At 63.0% G+C, this 14,726-nt stretch carries 14 protein-coding genes; all 14 read right to left on the bottom strand.

Annotated elements, in window-relative coordinates:
• Nucleotides 1–39: 39 nt before the first annotated feature.
• The 14 genes from AC58NV_RS04320 to AC58NV_RS04255 all read right to left on the bottom strand — a co-directional run bounded on the left by AC58NV_RS04320 (nucleotide 40) and on the right by AC58NV_RS04255 (nucleotide 14,632).
• The gene (locus AC58NV_RS04320; protein ID WP_497226023.1) at nucleotides 40–1,398 is read right to left on the bottom strand and encodes a glutamine synthetase family protein; all 1,359 of its coding nucleotides are present in this window, start codon (nucleotides 1,396–1,398) and stop codon (nucleotides 40–42) included.
• Nucleotides 1,398–2,078, bottom strand: coding sequence for a type 1 glutamine amidotransferase (locus AC58NV_RS04315; RefSeq protein ID WP_497226022.1), 681 nt, complete (start codon nucleotides 2,076–2,078; stop codon nucleotides 1,398–1,400). The genes AC58NV_RS04320 and AC58NV_RS04315 overlap by 1 nt, the downstream gene beginning before the upstream one ends.
• Before the next feature lie 85 nt (nucleotides 2,079–2,163).
• Complete coding sequence (locus AC58NV_RS04310; RefSeq protein WP_497226021.1) at nucleotides 2,164–3,483, bottom strand: glutamine synthetase family protein; 1,320 nt, start codon at nucleotides 3,481–3,483, stop codon at nucleotides 2,164–2,166.
• 194 nt (nucleotides 3,484–3,677) lie between these two features.
• Nucleotides 3,678–4,484, bottom strand: a complete 807-nt coding sequence (locus AC58NV_RS04305; protein WP_366662074.1) for an ABC transporter permease — start codon at nucleotides 4,482–4,484, stop codon at nucleotides 3,678–3,680.
• Entirely contained in the window at nucleotides 4,481–5,365 is an 885-nt protein-coding gene (locus AC58NV_RS04300) for an ABC transporter permease (RefSeq protein WP_497226020.1), read from the bottom strand. Before AC58NV_RS04300 ends, AC58NV_RS04305 begins: the two co-directional genes overlap by 4 nt.
• A gap of 111 nt (nucleotides 5,366–5,476) precedes the next feature.
• Nucleotides 5,477–6,184: a transporter substrate-binding domain-containing protein gene (locus tag AC58NV_RS04295; RefSeq protein WP_366662076.1), complete on the bottom strand. Its 708-nt coding sequence runs from the start codon at nucleotides 6,182–6,184 to the stop codon at nucleotides 5,477–5,479.
• A 38-nt stretch (nucleotides 6,185–6,222) separates the two neighbouring features.
• Nucleotides 6,223–7,002: an ABC transporter ATP-binding protein gene (locus tag AC58NV_RS04290; protein ID WP_174146657.1), complete on the bottom strand. Its 780-nt coding sequence runs from the start codon at nucleotides 7,000–7,002 to the stop codon at nucleotides 6,223–6,225.
• A gap of 135 nt (nucleotides 7,003–7,137) precedes the next feature.
• Complete coding sequence (locus tag AC58NV_RS04285; protein ID WP_497226019.1) at nucleotides 7,138–7,911, bottom strand: phosphate/phosphite/phosphonate ABC transporter substrate-binding protein; 774 nt, start codon at nucleotides 7,909–7,911, stop codon at nucleotides 7,138–7,140.
• Nucleotides 7,908–8,348 (bottom strand): tellurite resistance TerB family protein, encoded by a 441-nt coding sequence (locus tag AC58NV_RS04280; protein ID WP_497226018.1) that lies wholly within the window; start codon nucleotides 8,346–8,348, stop codon nucleotides 7,908–7,910. The genes AC58NV_RS04285 and AC58NV_RS04280 overlap by 4 nt, the downstream gene beginning before the upstream one ends.
• Nucleotides 8,348–8,809, bottom strand: coding sequence for a tellurite resistance TerB family protein (locus AC58NV_RS04275; RefSeq protein ID WP_366662109.1), 462 nt, complete (start codon nucleotides 8,807–8,809; stop codon nucleotides 8,348–8,350). Before AC58NV_RS04275 ends, AC58NV_RS04280 begins: the two co-directional genes overlap by 1 nt.
• A 41-nt stretch (nucleotides 8,810–8,850) precedes the next feature.
• Entirely contained in the window at nucleotides 8,851–9,159 is a 309-nt protein-coding gene (locus AC58NV_RS04270) for a DUF1330 domain-containing protein (RefSeq protein WP_366662079.1), read from the bottom strand.
• Nucleotides 9,160–9,343: 184 nt separating this feature from the next.
• On the bottom strand, nucleotides 9,344–12,415 hold the full coding sequence (locus AC58NV_RS04265; RefSeq protein WP_497226017.1) for a valine--tRNA ligase: 3,072 nt from the start codon (nucleotides 12,413–12,415) through the stop codon (nucleotides 9,344–9,346).
• Nucleotides 12,416–12,736: 321 nt separating this feature from the next.
• Nucleotides 12,737–13,561: a 3-methyl-2-oxobutanoate hydroxymethyltransferase gene (locus tag AC58NV_RS04260; protein ID WP_497226016.1), complete on the bottom strand. Its 825-nt coding sequence runs from the start codon at nucleotides 13,559–13,561 to the stop codon at nucleotides 12,737–12,739.
• A 69-nt stretch (nucleotides 13,562–13,630) separates the two neighbouring features.
• Nucleotides 13,631–14,632, bottom strand: coding sequence for a sterol desaturase family protein (locus AC58NV_RS04255; protein WP_497226015.1), 1,002 nt, complete (start codon nucleotides 14,630–14,632; stop codon nucleotides 13,631–13,633).
• Between the last annotated feature and the right edge of the window lie 94 nt (nucleotides 14,633–14,726).

Raw genomic sequence — 14,726 nt, 5'->3', positions numbered from 1 at the left:
AATTGCACTGGCGCTGCACCGGGGCGCAGCGCCGGAGTTTTACACGTTCATCAGCAGATGCTCGCGCTCCCAGGGGGAGATAACTTGCAGGAACTCCTCATACTCTGCGCGCTTCACGATCGAGTAGACGCGGGCGAAGTCCGGGCCCAGCACCTCGTGCAGTTCCTTGGCCTCGTCGAACAGGTCCAGCGCCTGGCCCATCACTTGCGGGATATCGCCGTCGCCCTCATAGGCGTCGCCCTTGAACTGCTTGCGTGGGCGCTCCTCGTTGATCAGGCCGAGATAGCCGCAGGCCAGCGACAGGGCGATGCCCAGATAGGGATTGCAGTCCATGCCGGCGATGCGGTTTTCCACCCGCCGGGCCTCAGGCCCCGACAGCGGAATACGGATGCCGGTGGTGCGGTTGTCGCGCGCCCATTCCAGGTTGATCGGCGCGGCGTGGTCCTTCACATAGCGGCGGTAGGAGTTCACATAGGGCGCCATCACTGCAATGCCCGCGGGCAGATGGTTCTGCAAGCCGGCAATGAAGTTGTAGAACGCATCCGTCTCGCCGCCCTGCGGGCCGGAGAAGATGTTTTGGCCGGTCTCAACATCCAGGATCGAATGGTGGATGTGCATGGCCGAACCCGGCTCATCCTCGATCGGCTTGGCCATGAAGGTGGCAAAGCAGTCGTGACGCAGCGCCGCCTCGCGGATCAGCCGTTTGAAGTAGAACACCTCGTCCGCCAGCTTGACCGGGTCGCCGTGGCGCAGGTTGATCTCCAGCTGGCCGGCGCCGCCCTCCTGGGTGATGCCGTCGATCTCAAAGCCCTGATGCTCGGCAAAGTCGTAGATGTCGTCGATCACCGGGCCGAATTCGTCTACCGCGGTCATCGAATAGGCTTGGCGGGCTGCGGCTGGGCGGCCGGAGCGGCCCATCATCGGCTCGATTTCCTTCGCCGGGTCGATATTGCGGGCGACCAGGAAGAATTCCATCTCCGGCGCCACAACCGGCTTCCAGCCTCTGTCGTGGTACAGCTGCACCACGCGCTTCAGCACGTTGCGCGGGCTGTAGGGGATCGGCTGATCGTGCCGGTCATAAGCATCGTGGATCACCTGCAGGGTCCAGTCGCCGGTCCAGGGCGCAGCGGTTGCCGTCGACATGTCCGGCTTCAGGGTCATGTCCTTTTCGATCCAGCCGTCCTCGTCCGCCGCATCGGCCCAGTCCCCGGTGATGGTCTGGTAGAAGATGCTGTCGGGCAGGTGAAAATAGTCGGTCTTTGCGAATTTGGATGCCGGTACCGCCTTGCCACGGGCGATACCGGGAAGGTCCGAGATAACGCATTCGACTTCGTCGAGACGACGCCCCTCCAGATAGGCTTGTGCTGCTTCGGGAAGGGTGTCGAGCCAGGCTGACATTAGGTCCTCTCTTTCCTGTAAAACTCTGCGAGGAAGGTTGCGATTTCTTGGTTGTCCACGGGTGCATCCAGCTGTCCGGCTGCACGGTCCAGAAGGTCGTCGGGCACCACGCCGCGGCCGCGTTTTTCGATTAGGCCGCCGACAAAGGCATTGGGAAATTCCGGGTGGGGCTGCCAGGAGATGATGTGGTCGCCATAGGCGAGGACGCCGTTCTGGCAGAAGTCATTGCCGCCCAGCACCCGTGCGTCTTCGGGCAGCTTAACAACCTGGTCCTGGTGCCAGGCGTTCAGCGTCAGGTCCTTGCCGCCCACCTGATAGGTGACGGGACCCACGGCCCAGCCGCCCTCGAACTTCTCGACCTTGCCGCCGAGCGCCTGCGCGATGATCTGGTGGCCGAAGCAGATCCCGGCCAGCGGCTGCTTGCGCGCATGGATGGCGCGGATCAGTTCCTCCAGCGGCGGGATCCACGCGTGGTCTTCATAGGCGCCGTGCTTGGAGCCGGTGATCAGCCAGGCGTCGGCATCCTGAGGCCCGCCGGGCAGGATGCCGTCCACCACCGCCCAGGTCTGAAACTCGAACCCGTGGCCGTCCAGCATGTCGCGGAACATGGCGTCGTAGTCGCCGAACGGGCCGAACAGGTCTTCGGGGGAATGGCCGGTTTGCAGGATGCCGATTTTCATGAGTCACCAAATTTGATCAAATTAAGCCTAGCCGAGGACGCCTGAGCGGGCAAGAGCCTTGCCTGGCGCCTCGGGCAAAGCGGTTCTATACCGCTTCCAGCCAGGACAGCCAATGGCTCTCCTTAGGGCGCTCCGCAAAGCCTTTCAGCTCCTGCCGCTTGGTCATCACCAGGTTCCGGATGGCCAGATCGGGCAGAATGCGGGCGATCAGCGGGTCGGTGTCGAACCAGTTGATCGCGGTCTCCCAGTCGGAGGCTAGCTGCGGCAGGCCCTCGATCTCGTAGATGTTGCCGTCAGAGGGGGCGGGCGGCTGCATCTTGTCCTCGATCCCGGCCAAGGCCGCACCCAGCACCGTGGCCAGCATCAGATAGGGGTTGATGTCGCCGCCTGCGACCCGGTGCTCGATCCGGCGCGCCTTGGGGCTGCCGCCGGGAATGCGGATGGCGGCAGTGCGGTTTTCATACGCCCAGGCGGCAGTGACCGGGGCGTGGGCGCCCGGCACCAGCCGGTCATAGGAATTGCCATGCGGGGCAAAGATCAGCGAGCTGGCAGGCATCGCCGCCAGACAGCCGGCCACCGCGTGCAGCAGCAGGTCGGAGCCTCTTTCGCTGCCGTCATTGAAGATGTTGTTGCCGTTCTGATCCTCGACCGAGAAATGCACATGCATGCCGTTCCCGGCCTCTTCGGCATAGGGTTTGGCCATGAAGGTCGCGGCAAATCCGTGTTTCCGTGCAAGCCCTTTAACCAAAGCCTTGAACAGCCAGGCATCATCCGCGGCGCGCATCGCTTCCTGGTGGTGGAGGTTGATTTCGAACTGGCCCAGGCCGGCCTCGGAAATGGCGTCCTGGGCGGGAATGCCCATCGCCTCGGCGCCGTCGTAGAGATCGGAGAAGAACTCGTCAAAGGCGTCCAGTTCGGCAATCGACAGCACCGATTGCTGATCCAGTTCGCGCCCGGTGAGCGGGTCGATCGGCGGTGCCGGGCGGGCGCCGGCGTCATCCAGCAGGCTGAACTCCATCTCTGTTGCGGCGACAACGGTCCAGCCGCGGGCGGTGTAGCGCGACAGCACGTCGGCCAGCACATGGCGCGGATCGCCCAGGAACGGGGAGCCGTCTTCCCAGTACATCGCCATCGGCACCAGCGCCGAGGCGGTCTTGAGCCAGGGCATCGGCACCGGGCCGCGGTCGGTGGGCAGCATCACGCCATCCGCGTCGCCGGTTTCAAAGACCAGCGGGCTGTCTTCGACGTCGCGGCCCCACAGATCGACGTTGAGGGCGGACACAGGCATCCGTGCGCCGCCGCTTTCCAGTTTGCCGGCCTGGCTCGCGGGCAGCCGCTTGCCGCGCATCTGGCCGTTCATGTCACAGGCGGCAATGCGGATTGTCTTCAGTCCGGGCAGGTCCATTGGGGGCTCCATGAATTCGTTGCGCCAACCCTAGCCTAAGGAAATCCATTCGCCAAGATAATTTGATCAAAAGCTTGAAGTGAAGGTTGCGAGAGAGGTTTTCCGAGGGAAAAGCCGGACGCATCACGGCGCGGCATACTTGCTGGCAGTCCGCCCGCTCAAAGAAAATGGCTCCCGAGGGAGCCATTCTGCCTTTAGCGGATCAGGTTGGGGCGCCAGCGGAACTTCTTGCGCCGCTCCTGCGGCAGGTGCCTGTTCAGCCGCCGGTTCACAAAGCCGAACAGGGAGATGATCACCAGCGTCAGCAGGATGAAGTAGAAGGCCAGGATCGGGTAGGGGACAAACGGGTTGAAGGTCTTGTCCGCGAAATAGCTGGCATAATACAGGGCGTCGCCCTGCTGGCGCCAGGCCGGGAAACCGGAGAAGAACACCAGCGTGGTGGCGTGGAACAGGAAGATCGCCTCGTTGGTGTAGGCGGGCCAGGCCAGCCGCAGCATGGTCGGGAAGGTGATGCGGCGGAACCGGTTCCAGCCGGTCATGCCATAGGCATCGGCGGCCTCGATGTCGCCCTTGGGGATCGACAGCAGCGCGCCGTAGAAAATCTCGCCCGAGTAGGCCGCGGTGTTGCAGAACAGCACGATCAGCGCCCCCAGCCAGGCGGAGGTGAAGGGATCGAAGAAGCCGGACACGCCCTTCAGGCTTAGGAAGCAGGCGTAGGCGAAGAAGAACTGGATGAACAGCGGGCTGCCGCGGAACACGAAGATGAACCACTCCGCGGGCTTGCGGAACATAGGGTTCGGGCTGGATTTTCCGACTGCCAGGGCGACCGCCAGAAAGAAGCCGGTCATCAGCGCCAGCGCGCCGAAATAGACGTTCCAGAGCAGGCCGGAGCCGATCAGGGTGAAATGCTCGCACAGGGTATATTCGCCGCGCGGCAGCAGCCGCTCGCCAAAGCCGAGGGAGCGGAAGGCATAGGCCTGGATGGTTTCAACGCAACTCATGCCGCTGCCTTTCGTTGTGCTTCACCGGCTGCAGTGGCCTGGCCCCTGGTCAGGCGGGCCATGATCCGGTCCAGCACAACCTCGGAGACTTTGGTGAAGCAGAGGTAGAACACCAGAAGCGCGGCAAAGTACCAGACGTGCCAGTTCGGGTGCGGGTAGTCGGTGAAGCGTGCGGTCTTGGTGCCGCCGAGTTCGCGTGCCCAATAAACGATGTCCTCGACCCCCAGCAGGAACAGGAGCGGCGTGGACTTGATCAGCACCATCCACAGGTTCGACAGGCCGGGCAGCGCATAGACCCACATCTGCGGCACCAGGATGCGCCAGAACGCCTGGCGGTGAGTCATGCCGTATGCCTCAGCGGTTTCGATCTGGGCGCGCGGCACCGCGCGCATGGCGCCGTAAAGGACATTGGCAGCAAAGGCGCCAAAGACGATGGAGAAGGTCAGCACCGCCAGGAAGAACCCGTAGGTTTCATGCACCCATTGCGGCGCGGTGGACAGCGGCAGCTTGGCCGCGTCGCAAACCACAAAGTCGATGCCCTGGCGGATCGGCTGGTCCCAGTCCGGGCATTTCACCTTGTGGCGCATCCATTCGAACGCCTGGTCCAGCGCGATGACGAAAAACAGGAAGAAGGCAATGTCCGGCACGCCGCGCACGATGCTGGTGTAGCCCTTGCCGAACCAGCGCAGCGGCAGGAACTTGGAGCGGGCGGCGCTGGCGGCGCCGAAGCCGAACAAGAGCGCAACCGGGGCGGTGATGGCCAGCAGGGTCAGCACCACGAAAACCGAGATGTAGAGGTTCACATGCTTGCCGGTGGTCAGGTAGCAGCTGAGCCAGCTCAGCCCCTCAAGCGTTGATGGGTCCGTGCAGTAGGAAAACATGTTTGAGCCTGTCTTTCTCCGGTCGTGCCCGGCGCAATTCGCACCGGAAGAGAATGAATGAGGCCCGCGCGCCGCGGCGGCGGGCCTGCAAGATCCTGAAACAGGATCAGATTACCACTGGGAGGACACTTCCCACTTGGCGATCAGTTCGTTCAGCGAGCCGTCGTCTTTCATCGACTGGATTGCCGCGTCGAACTTGCCGCGCAGCTCAGCGTCCGATTCCCGGAAGCCCATGCCAACGCCGCCGCCCAGGGATTCGGATTTCTCCAGCATCACCAGGCCGTCGCCGATCACGGTGTCGAGGAAGCTCTTGTCGGCCAGAACCGCGTCGGCTTCGCCGTTGCGCACGGCTGCGACGGTTTCTTCCGGGGTCGCGAACTCGACCAGGGTCCAGCCCTGCTCAGCGATGAAGGCGGCCTGGATGGTGGTGGCCTGGGCTGCGATCACGCCGCCTTCCAGGTCGACGTCAGCGGACTGCGCCACATAGGCCGACGGATCCGGCGGCGTGTAGGGCTGGGTGAAGTCGATGACTTCGTCACGCTCGTCGGTGATCGACATGCCGGCGATGATGGTGTCGTAGTTACCGGAGACCAGGTTCGGAATGATCGAATCCCAGTCGTTCTTGACCCATTCGCAGGTCAGTTCGGCGCGTTTGCACAGCTCATCGCCCAGTTCGCGCTCAAAGCCGTCGATCTCGCCGGCGTCGTTGACGAAGTTCCACGGCGCATAGGCGCCCTCGGTGCCCAGGCGCACGGTGTCCGCCAGGCCCATGCCCGCGGTCAGCGCCAGGGCGGCGGTGCCAAGGATCAGTGATTTCATCAAGTTACTCCCATTTTGGTTGGTTATTGATTTCATTATTATTGCTCGTGGCGGGTCGATGACAAGAACGCCCGCAGCCGTTCGGAGCGGGTGCCGCCAAAGACTTCGTCCGGGGTGCCCTCTTCTTCGATCAGGCCCTGGTGCAGGAAGACCACATGGCTGGACACATCGGCCGCCATTTTCATGTCGTGCGTCACGATCAGCATGGTGCGGCCTTCGGCGGCCAGATCCTTGATCACCTTGACCACTTCCTGCTCCAGCTCCGGGTCCAGCGCGGAGGTGGGCTCGTCGAACAGCAGCGCTTCAGGCTCCATGCACAGGCCGCGGGCGATGGCCGCGCGCTGCTGCTGGCCGCCGGACAGCTGCGCCGGGTAGACATCGCATTTGTCGCCGATGCCGACCTTGGTCAGGTAATAGCGGGCCTTCTCCTCGACCTCAGCCTTGTCGCGGCCAAGCACGGTGACCGGCGCCTCCATCACATTTTGCAGGATGGTCATATGGGCCCACAGGTTGAACTGCTGGAACACCATTGACAGGTTGGTGCGGATGCGCAGCACCTGCTTGGCGTCGGCAGGGCGGCGGGCCAGCCCCTGGCCGGTCCAGGTGATCGGCTCACCCTTGAACAGGATTTCCCCCTGCTGGCTGTCTTCCAGAAGGTTGCAGCAGCGCAGCAGCGTGGACTTGCCCGATCCCGAAGATCCGATCAGCGACACCACATCGCCCTTCTTGGCGGTGATGTCGACGCCTTTGATCACTTCCAGCTCGCCATAGGATTTATGCAGGCCGCGGATTTGCAGAACGGGCGTAGTATCGGTCAAGGTGTCTTTGTCCCTGTGAGTGGAAATTCGTTCTTATTGGACCGAAAAAAAGAACGAATGCAACGTTCAAACCGCACAAGCTGGCACCTCAGGTGTCAAAATGGCGGGGTAAGAGGCCCAAATCGGAAGGGGGCGTTACGTCAGCTCCGTTGCGCGGATGCGTTGTTCGGTCAGCACCGGGCCGGGCGGGGTCGGCACCGCCAGATAATCACTGGGGGTGAACCGTACCAGTCCCTTCAGGTGCAGGCGGGCTCTGGTGTCCTCATCCAGGCTGCGGATGGCCGCCTCAATGGCTGTGAAAAGTTCATCCGCATCCCTGCCGAGGGCGGTGATATAGGGCAGGGTGGGGGTCGGCACGGTGCGCTCGATTTCGCACAATCCGGCGGCGAAACCATCATACTGCTTGATCATTTCCCAGGTCAGCGCGTCGAGGGAGGCAAAGTCGGCGCGGCCCTCTGCGACGGCTTCGGCAGACAGCCGGTGGCCGCCGGTCTCCACCAGTGCGCCGGGCAGGATGGAGCGCTCATGCAGATGCACCATCGGCGCGGCCCAGCCCGACTGCGACAGCGCTTCGTTGTAGGCAAAGCGGCGTCCGGCAAAGGCAGAGAGCGGCTGGCCCGTGTCTTCCCTGCGGGCGACAAATACGCTGTTGTAGTAGCCGGGCTCGCAGCCGGGCAGGCCGTAATCGGGGGTGCCCACCAGCTCCACTTCGCCATACAGCCGGGTGCGGTAGGGGCAGCCGCAGGTTTGCGACAGCAAGAGGTCCGGGGATTTCCACACTTCCCAGAAATCGGCGCCGCGGGTCAGCTGATCCGGCCCGCCGCTCAGGTTTTTGCGGATCCCTGCCCAGAACGTGTCATTGGCCGCTGCGGTTTCCGGGCGGTCGTACATGCCTAGATGTGCAGTCATTTCGCAGCCTCTGCCCGTTTGCGCGCCATGGCGCTGTCCACGTCCGAAACCCCAAGCAGGCTGGAGGACAGCCGCAGCAGGGCGTCCTCGTTGGCGTCCCGGCGGCCGTCGGCCAGCGCCACCTGCCACAGGGCCTCGATCACGCCGGTGCGGTCCTCATAGGCCACCGCGTCCTTGATCGCGCGGGTAAAGCGCACGGTATCGGGGGCCTCGGCCTCCATCGCCTCTGCCTGTTCGCGCAGGATCAGAGCGCCGCCGGTGTCCAGCCCGTAGCGGGTGGCCAGGATGCGGTCGATGCGGTCCTTCTCCACCTCGGAATAGTTGTGGTCGGAGCGGGCAATCCGCACCAGCAGGGCCGTCAGCGCCAGCCGGGCGCCTTCGTTATCCAGCTGCGCCGGTGCCGGCACGAGCAGCCGGTTCAGCAGTTCCTTGAACATCAGCTGTCCTCCGCCGTGGGGCTGAATTTCTTCATCGCGCGGGCGCGGGCTTTTTCGCTGTCGGCATAGGACAGGCCCATGGCCTTGCGCGCATCCTCGATGATGGTGACTTCGCCCTCGTGCTCGTTGCCATCGGCCAGCACCACCTCCCACAGCGCATCCAGCGCCGCCAGCCGTTCCTCAAGACCGGTGGTCTCGCGGATCAGGCGGCCGAAGGTGTCGGTCTCCGGCGCGGCGGCATGCAGTTTCTCGCATGTGGCGCGGACCTTGGCGGCCTCGATCGCATTGTGCTGGTAGAGGCGCGCCAGGATCCGGTCGATCAGGCTGATTTCCTCCAGCTGGTATTCGCGGTCGGATTTCGCCACCCGCACCAGCAACGCCCCCAGCGCCAGCTCGGCATCCGGGTCCGGCAGGGCAGGCGGTTCGGAGGGGCGGAAAGCTTGGAAGAACTTCTTGAGCAAGGGCATCAGCAGACCTCAGGCAGAGCAGCGGGCAGGCGGGGTCAGCCGCCGTATCCTTCGATGATGTGCATATCACCCGTCGAGACCAGATCGCGAAAGGCCTTGGCGTTTTGATAAGCCACGGAATCATAGCAGGCTTTTGCGGTTTCGAAATCCTTGAATTCAAGGACCACGGTGCGGGACCGGAAGGCGCCTTCGCGGACTTCCCGCTCACCGCCGCGGATCAGGAACTTTGCATCGTATTCCGCCAGCACCGGGCGCGCGGCTTCGATATAGGCCTGATAGCGTTCCATGTCGCGCACATCCACGTGGGCGACCCAGTATCCTTTGGGCTTGTTTCCATCGGGCATGGGCTGCAGCCTCCCTTGTTCTTATGGTTGCGGGCAGGCTGATACAAAAGCGCGGCAAAGACAATGGGGCGGTTACCAGGAAATTCCCCGTATTGCCGGAAAATATAATGGTTTCAAAGCGCTGCGGCAGAAAGCAAAACGCCCGCCGGAGGGGCGGGCGTTTCAAGGATGCTTGCAGGTAGGGTCAGGCGATCTCGGCCAGGCGCGCAAGCGCCTCCTTGACCATGGCTTCTTCCTCCTCGCGCGCGGCGAGGTTCTCGCGGGCTTCCGCCACAACCTCTTCCGGTGCGGAGGCCGCGAACTTCGGGTTGTTCAGCCGCCCGCGAAGCCCCCCCAGCTCCTTGGCCAGCTTGCCCAGGGTTTTCTCCAGACGTGCCTTTTCTGCGTCCACGTCGATCACATCCGCCAGCGGCAGGCCGAAGGACGCACCGGGGGCGGCGACCGAAGCGCAGCCCTTGGGGAAGCTCTCCACCTGCTCCAGCGAGGTGATGCGGGCGAGCTTCTGGATCATCGCCTCGTTCTTCTCCCAGGCCGTGCGGGCCTGATCGGAGAACTCGGTCACCACCATCGGGATCTTGGCGCCGGCCGGCACATGCATCTGCGCGCGGGTGGAGCGGATGTTTTCAATCGCGGTGATCACCCAGTTCATCTCGGCGTCGGCATCCGCATTGACCAGCTCGGTGCCGTAGGTGGGCCACTCAGCATGCACCAGCATCTTCTCGCGCTTGGCGGTGTTGCCCCACAGCTCCTCAGTGATGAAGGGCATGATCGGATGCAGCAGGATCATGCACTGGTCCAGCACCCAGCCCAGGGTTTGGCGGGTTTCTGCGATCACCGCCTCATCATCGGAGTTGAACAGGGGCTTCGACAGCTCAATGTACCAGTCGCAGACCTTGCCCCAGACAAAGGCATAAAGCGCATTGGCCGCATCGTTGAAACGGTAGGCTTCCAGCGCCGCGTCCACTTCCACGCGCACCTTGGCGGTCTCGCCGATGATCCACTGGTTCACCGCGGCCTTGGCGTCCGGGCAGGCATAGGCCGGGACGGTTTCGTCATAGACGTTGTTGAAATGGGCAAAGTTCACCGCATTCCACAGCTTGGTGCCAAAGTTCCGGTAGCCTTTGAGCCGCTCCATATCCAGCTTCAGAACGCCGCCAAGCGCCGCCATCGCCGCGGAGGAGAAGCGCAGCGCGTCGGCGCCGAACTCTTCGATGATCTCCAGCGGGTCCACCACGTTACCGGTGGATTTCGACATCTTCTTGCCCTTGGCGTCGCGCACCAGGCCATGCAGATAGACGGTGTCGAAGGGGATGCGCTCCTTGACCGGCAGGTTCTCGTCCAGCACCGCCAGCTGCATCATCATCATCCGGGCTACCCAGAAGAACAGGATGTCCTGACCGGTGACCAGGGTCGAGGTCGGGAAATACTTCTGCATTTCCGGAGTGACGTCCGGCCAGCCCAGCGTGCCGATCGGCCACAGGCCGGAGGAAAACCAGGTGTCCAGAACGTCAGGGTCACGAGAAATCGGCATTTTCTTTGTACCGTTTTCCGCAATCCACGTTTGGAGTTCCTCTGGCGACAGCTTTTGCTCGCAGAGCACCAGTTCGGTATCAAAACCATTCCGCTTGTAATACTCGTTGGCTTTTTCCAAGGCTTCGTCTTGAGACGCCGCGCAGATGATTTCGTGCGCCGCGAGGGCAATTGTCCCATTGCCTACTGCCGGAACATACCAAACCGGGATCTGATGGCCCCACCACAGCTGGCGCGAGATGCACCAGGGTTCGATGTTTTCCAGCCAGTGGTAATAGGTCTTCTCACCGGATTCCGGCAGGATCTTCACATCGCCGTTGCGCACTGCATCCAGCGCCGGGCCGACAACCTTTTCCGCATCCACGAACCACTGGTCGGTCAGCATCGGCTCGATCACGACCTTGGAGCGGTCGCCAAAGGGCTGCATGATCGGCTTGTTCTCGACGTAAGGAACAGTCTCGGTGACCTGCGTCTCTTCGCCGTCCTCGCCCTTGACGGTCTTGGTCTCGCTGACCATCACCGCCAGGCCTTCGCTGGTGATCTGCTCGACCACCAGCTTGCGCGCCTCGAACCGGTCCAGACCGCGCAGGTCGTCCGGCACCAGGTTGACGGCATCGGCCTCGTTCTCACTCAGGGTCTGCTCGCCCTTGGCCACCGCCATGGCAATGCCTGCGCCCTCGTCATAAGGCGCGCCGTCGGCCCGCATCTGGCCCTTGGTGTCCATCAGGCGGTACATCGGAATGCCGCCGCGCTTGGCGACCTGGTAGTCGTTGAAATCATGCGCGCCGGTGATCTTCACCGCACCGGAGCCGAAGTCCTTGTCCGGGTATTCATCGGTGATGATCGGGATCAGGCGGCGGTGCTCCTTGGGGCCCACCGGGATTTCACACAGCTTGCCGACGATGGGGGCGTAACGCTCATCCGAGGGGTGCACGGCCACAGCGCCGTCGCCCAGCATGGTCTCGGGCCGGGTGGTGGCGATGGAGATATAGTCGCGCTCTTCCTCGAGGATCACGTTGCCGTCCGCGTCCTTCTCCACATAGGTGTAGGTGGCGCCGTTCGCGAGCGGGTATTTGAAGTGCCACATGTGGCCCGCGACCTCGATGTTCTCGACTTCGAGGTCAGAGATCGCGGTCTCGAAATGCGGGTCCCAGTTGACCAGCCGCTTGCCGCGGTAGATCAGCCCCTTGTTGTACATCTCCACAAACACCTTGATCACGGCATCGTGGAAGTTGGGGGAGTTCTCGTGGCCCACGCGGGTGTCGCCATGGGCGCCCGCCATGGTGAAGGCGGTGCGCGAGAAGTCGCAGGAGGCGCCAAGGCGCTTCAGCTGCTCGACGATGGTGCCGCCGGATTTCTCCTTCCACTCCCAGACCTTCTCCAGGAATTTCTCGCGGCCCAGCTCGCGGCGCGACGGCTGCTGGGATTTGGCCAGCTCACGCTCCACCACCATCTGCGTCGCGATGCCTGCGTGGTCGGTGCCCGGCTGCCACAGGGTGTCGTAGCCCTGCATCCGCTTCCAGCGGATCAGGATGTCCTGCAGGGTGTTGTTGAAGGCATGGCCCATGTGCAGCACGCCGGTGACGTTCGGCGGCGGGATCATGATGCAGTAAGTGGAGGCCTCCGGCTTGGCATTTGCGCCTGCCTTGAAACAGCCTGCTTCTTCCCAGGCCTTGTAAAGGCGGCTCTCGGCTTCGGCCGCGTTGAATGTCTTTTCCATCGCCATGCGCTCGATCCTGCGTGCGTGTTATTTCGGGTCGCGCTATCCCTTACCGAAAGGGGCGGCAAAGGGAAAGTCCCAGCCGTGCAGCTGCAGGCAGGCTGCGTGCCAAAGCGAATTTTCCCGGAACCTGGGGCGGGCGGATGCGTTTTACCGTCACCATGCGCCGCGCGGCACCGCGGGGCGCATCAGGCTTTCAGGCGTCCCGCTGCGGCGCCGCAGACAAAGACGCCCGGCCCCTGCTGACGCGCATTCCGCGGTACGGGCCGGGCGCACGATTTTTCCGGCTGGGCAAAGGGTTGCCCGGCGCTGTTCGCGCAGCGGCGGTTAAAGCTTGTCCAGTGCCTCGTGCAGTTTTTCCAGTTCGCCCTCATGCATGGAGATCGCCTGCGCCTTGTAGGGGAAGTTCCTGGCGCGCACTTCCGACTGGAACATTTGCAGCGCCTCGACCCGTTCCTGGTACATCTGCCTGTGCAGGCGCCCGAGGTCGCCGAAGGCATGGGCGTGGCGCGGCGGGCTTTCCGCTTCGCCGCAGATATCGGCCATGAACAGGAAGATCACGTCGCCTGCATTGCCGGAGCCCAGGGATATGGTCACGATGGATGTGCGGCCGTTCAAGAGCCGCAGGGTGTCCTCGGCCACGCATTCAATCTCGCAGGCAAAGGCGCCGGCATTCTCGTAGCGTTTGAAGGTATCGTGGATCTGCATCGCCTCGTCCGCGGTGCGCCCGAATGCGCGCAGGCCGCCGCACCAGTGGCTGAGCGAGGGCACCAGCCCCATGTGCACCTGCACCGGGATGCCTTCCTTGGCCAGCATTTCCACCACGTCGCAGGAGCGGTTGGTGAAATACATGTCGGCGCCGTTTTCCATGCACTGGATGGCGTGGCGCATGATCTCGTCATTGGTGGCGAACTGGCCCCAGTTCATCGCGGTGCCTGCGAAATGGGTGGGGGCGATTTCGCGCGCCATCTCCAGATGCACGTCCCACAGCGTCAGCAGGTCGATGCCCGCGTCAACGCAGGCCCGGATCTCGGCCTCGTTGGCCGGGTTGCACATGGTCAGGCGCTCGCCGGTTTTCTTCAGGTCGATCAGATCCTTGACCGTGTAGTTGCGCTGCGCCGGGCGGCGGCCGAAGGTGTAGATGTTCTTCATGGGTTTCCCCTGTCGTTCAAATGGGAAAGCCGGGCCGCTGCGGGCCCGGCGGTTTGTTTTGATTTCTGGTTACTCGGCTGCCCAGATTTTGCGGCGGCGTTCCTTGACCATCTCGTTGCCTTCGTCGGTGCCATCGTGGAAGGTGTTGAACCACTCGTCCCAGGGGGTCTCCCAGGTGCCGTAGTTGCAGTCGAAGAACCGGTGGTGCAGCTGGTGGAAGAAATCCCCGACCAGGAACTTGGCCTTGTTGCCGAACTTCAGATGCTCGAACCCCGCGTGCGAGGTCGGGGCGCCGATGCCGTGGTGGAACAGCAGGAAGATCGCGTGCACCGGGTGCGAGGGCAGCAGGAAGAAAATCATCGTGTCGAACATCAGAAAGAAGCTCTCCACCGGGTGCATCGCCAGGCCGGACCAGGGGCCGGTGTTGATGTTGCGGTGATGCCACGCGTGCACCTTAGTATAGAGCACGCCCACATGCAGCAGCCGGTGCAGCCAGTAAAAGTGGAAGCCCGCCCAGATCGGGATGATGACGGTCATCACCGTGAACCAGACCGGGTTGCTCTCCAGCGTGATCATCGTCACCCAGCCGTTGGCATAGGCATAAAGGATGAAGCTCTCCCAGAAGGTCCAGAAGGTGAGTGCGGGGCCTAGCGTCCAGAACATGTTGTCCCAGACCTGATTCTTGAAGGTGAAGACCTTGGCGCCCTTCATCATCGGGCGCATGTCATAGCGATACTCATCCGCTTGCGTCCGGAACCTCCAAAGCGCCAGATGCAGCCCGCCTGCCACCACCATCAGGATGCAGAAGTTGCGGAACCAGATCTCGAACACCCAGTCCCAGCTGAAGGTGGCGATGCGGTCCAGCGAAGGGGTGAAGAAGGTCCAGGTGATGATCGCAAACACCAGGAGCAGCGCCCTGAGTGCGAGCGGGTTCCAGCTTTGCAGCAGGTATCTGATCGAGGCCAGCGGTTTCATCGGCCAATCCCAATAGGGGGAGGTCTGGATTGGAAGCTGGGGGGTGAAGTTCCAAATCTTCCGCTTGGGGCGCGGGGCGTTGGCGGGACTTGTCATGTCTCGTGTCTCATATTGCTGGTGAATTTGCCGCCGAAGCAGCGGGTGTTCGCTGCAGAGAACCCTATGTGAGGGGCGGTTATTCCCAGCACGG

This window comes from Leisingera sp. ANG49 (assembly GCF_059694505.1).
This window is presented reverse-complemented; position numbering and strand designations above follow the sequence as displayed.

Coding starts and splice junctions, on each gene's coding strand:
- AC58NV_RS04320 (WP_497226023.1), bottom strand. CDS start 1,398: ATGTCAGCCTGGCTCGACACCCTTCCCGAAGCAGCACAAGCCTATCTG.
- AC58NV_RS04315 (WP_497226022.1), bottom strand. CDS start 2,078: ATGAAAATCGGCATCCTGCAAACCGGCCATTCCCCCGAAGACCTGTTC.
- AC58NV_RS04310 (WP_497226021.1), bottom strand. CDS start 3,483: ATGGACCTGCCCGGACTGAAGACAATCCGCATTGCCGCCTGTGACATG.
- AC58NV_RS04305 (WP_366662074.1), bottom strand. CDS start 4,484: ATGAGTTGCGTTGAAACCATCCAGGCCTATGCCTTCCGCTCCCTCGGC.
- AC58NV_RS04300 (WP_497226020.1), bottom strand. CDS start 5,365: ATGTTTTCCTACTGCACGGACCCATCAACGCTTGAGGGGCTGAGCTGG.
- AC58NV_RS04295 (WP_366662076.1), bottom strand. CDS start 6,184: ATGAAATCACTGATCCTTGGCACCGCCGCCCTGGCGCTGACCGCGGGC.
- AC58NV_RS04285 (WP_497226019.1), bottom strand. CDS start 7,911: ATGACTGCACATCTAGGCATGTACGACCGCCCGGAAACCGCAGCGGCC.
- AC58NV_RS04280 (WP_497226018.1), bottom strand. CDS start 8,348: ATGTTCAAGGAACTGCTGAACCGGCTGCTCGTGCCGGCACCGGCGCAG.
- AC58NV_RS04270 (WP_366662079.1), bottom strand. CDS start 9,159: ATGCCCGATGGAAACAAGCCCAAAGGATACTGGGTCGCCCACGTGGAT.
- AC58NV_RS04265 (WP_497226017.1), bottom strand. CDS start 12,415: ATGGCGATGGAAAAGACATTCAACGCGGCCGAAGCCGAGAGCCGCCTT.
- AC58NV_RS04260 (WP_497226016.1), bottom strand. CDS start 13,561: ATGAAGAACATCTACACCTTCGGCCGCCGCCCGGCGCAGCGCAACTAC.
- AC58NV_RS04255 (WP_497226015.1), bottom strand. CDS start 14,632: ATGACAAGTCCCGCCAACGCCCCGCGCCCCAAGCGGAAGATTTGGAAC.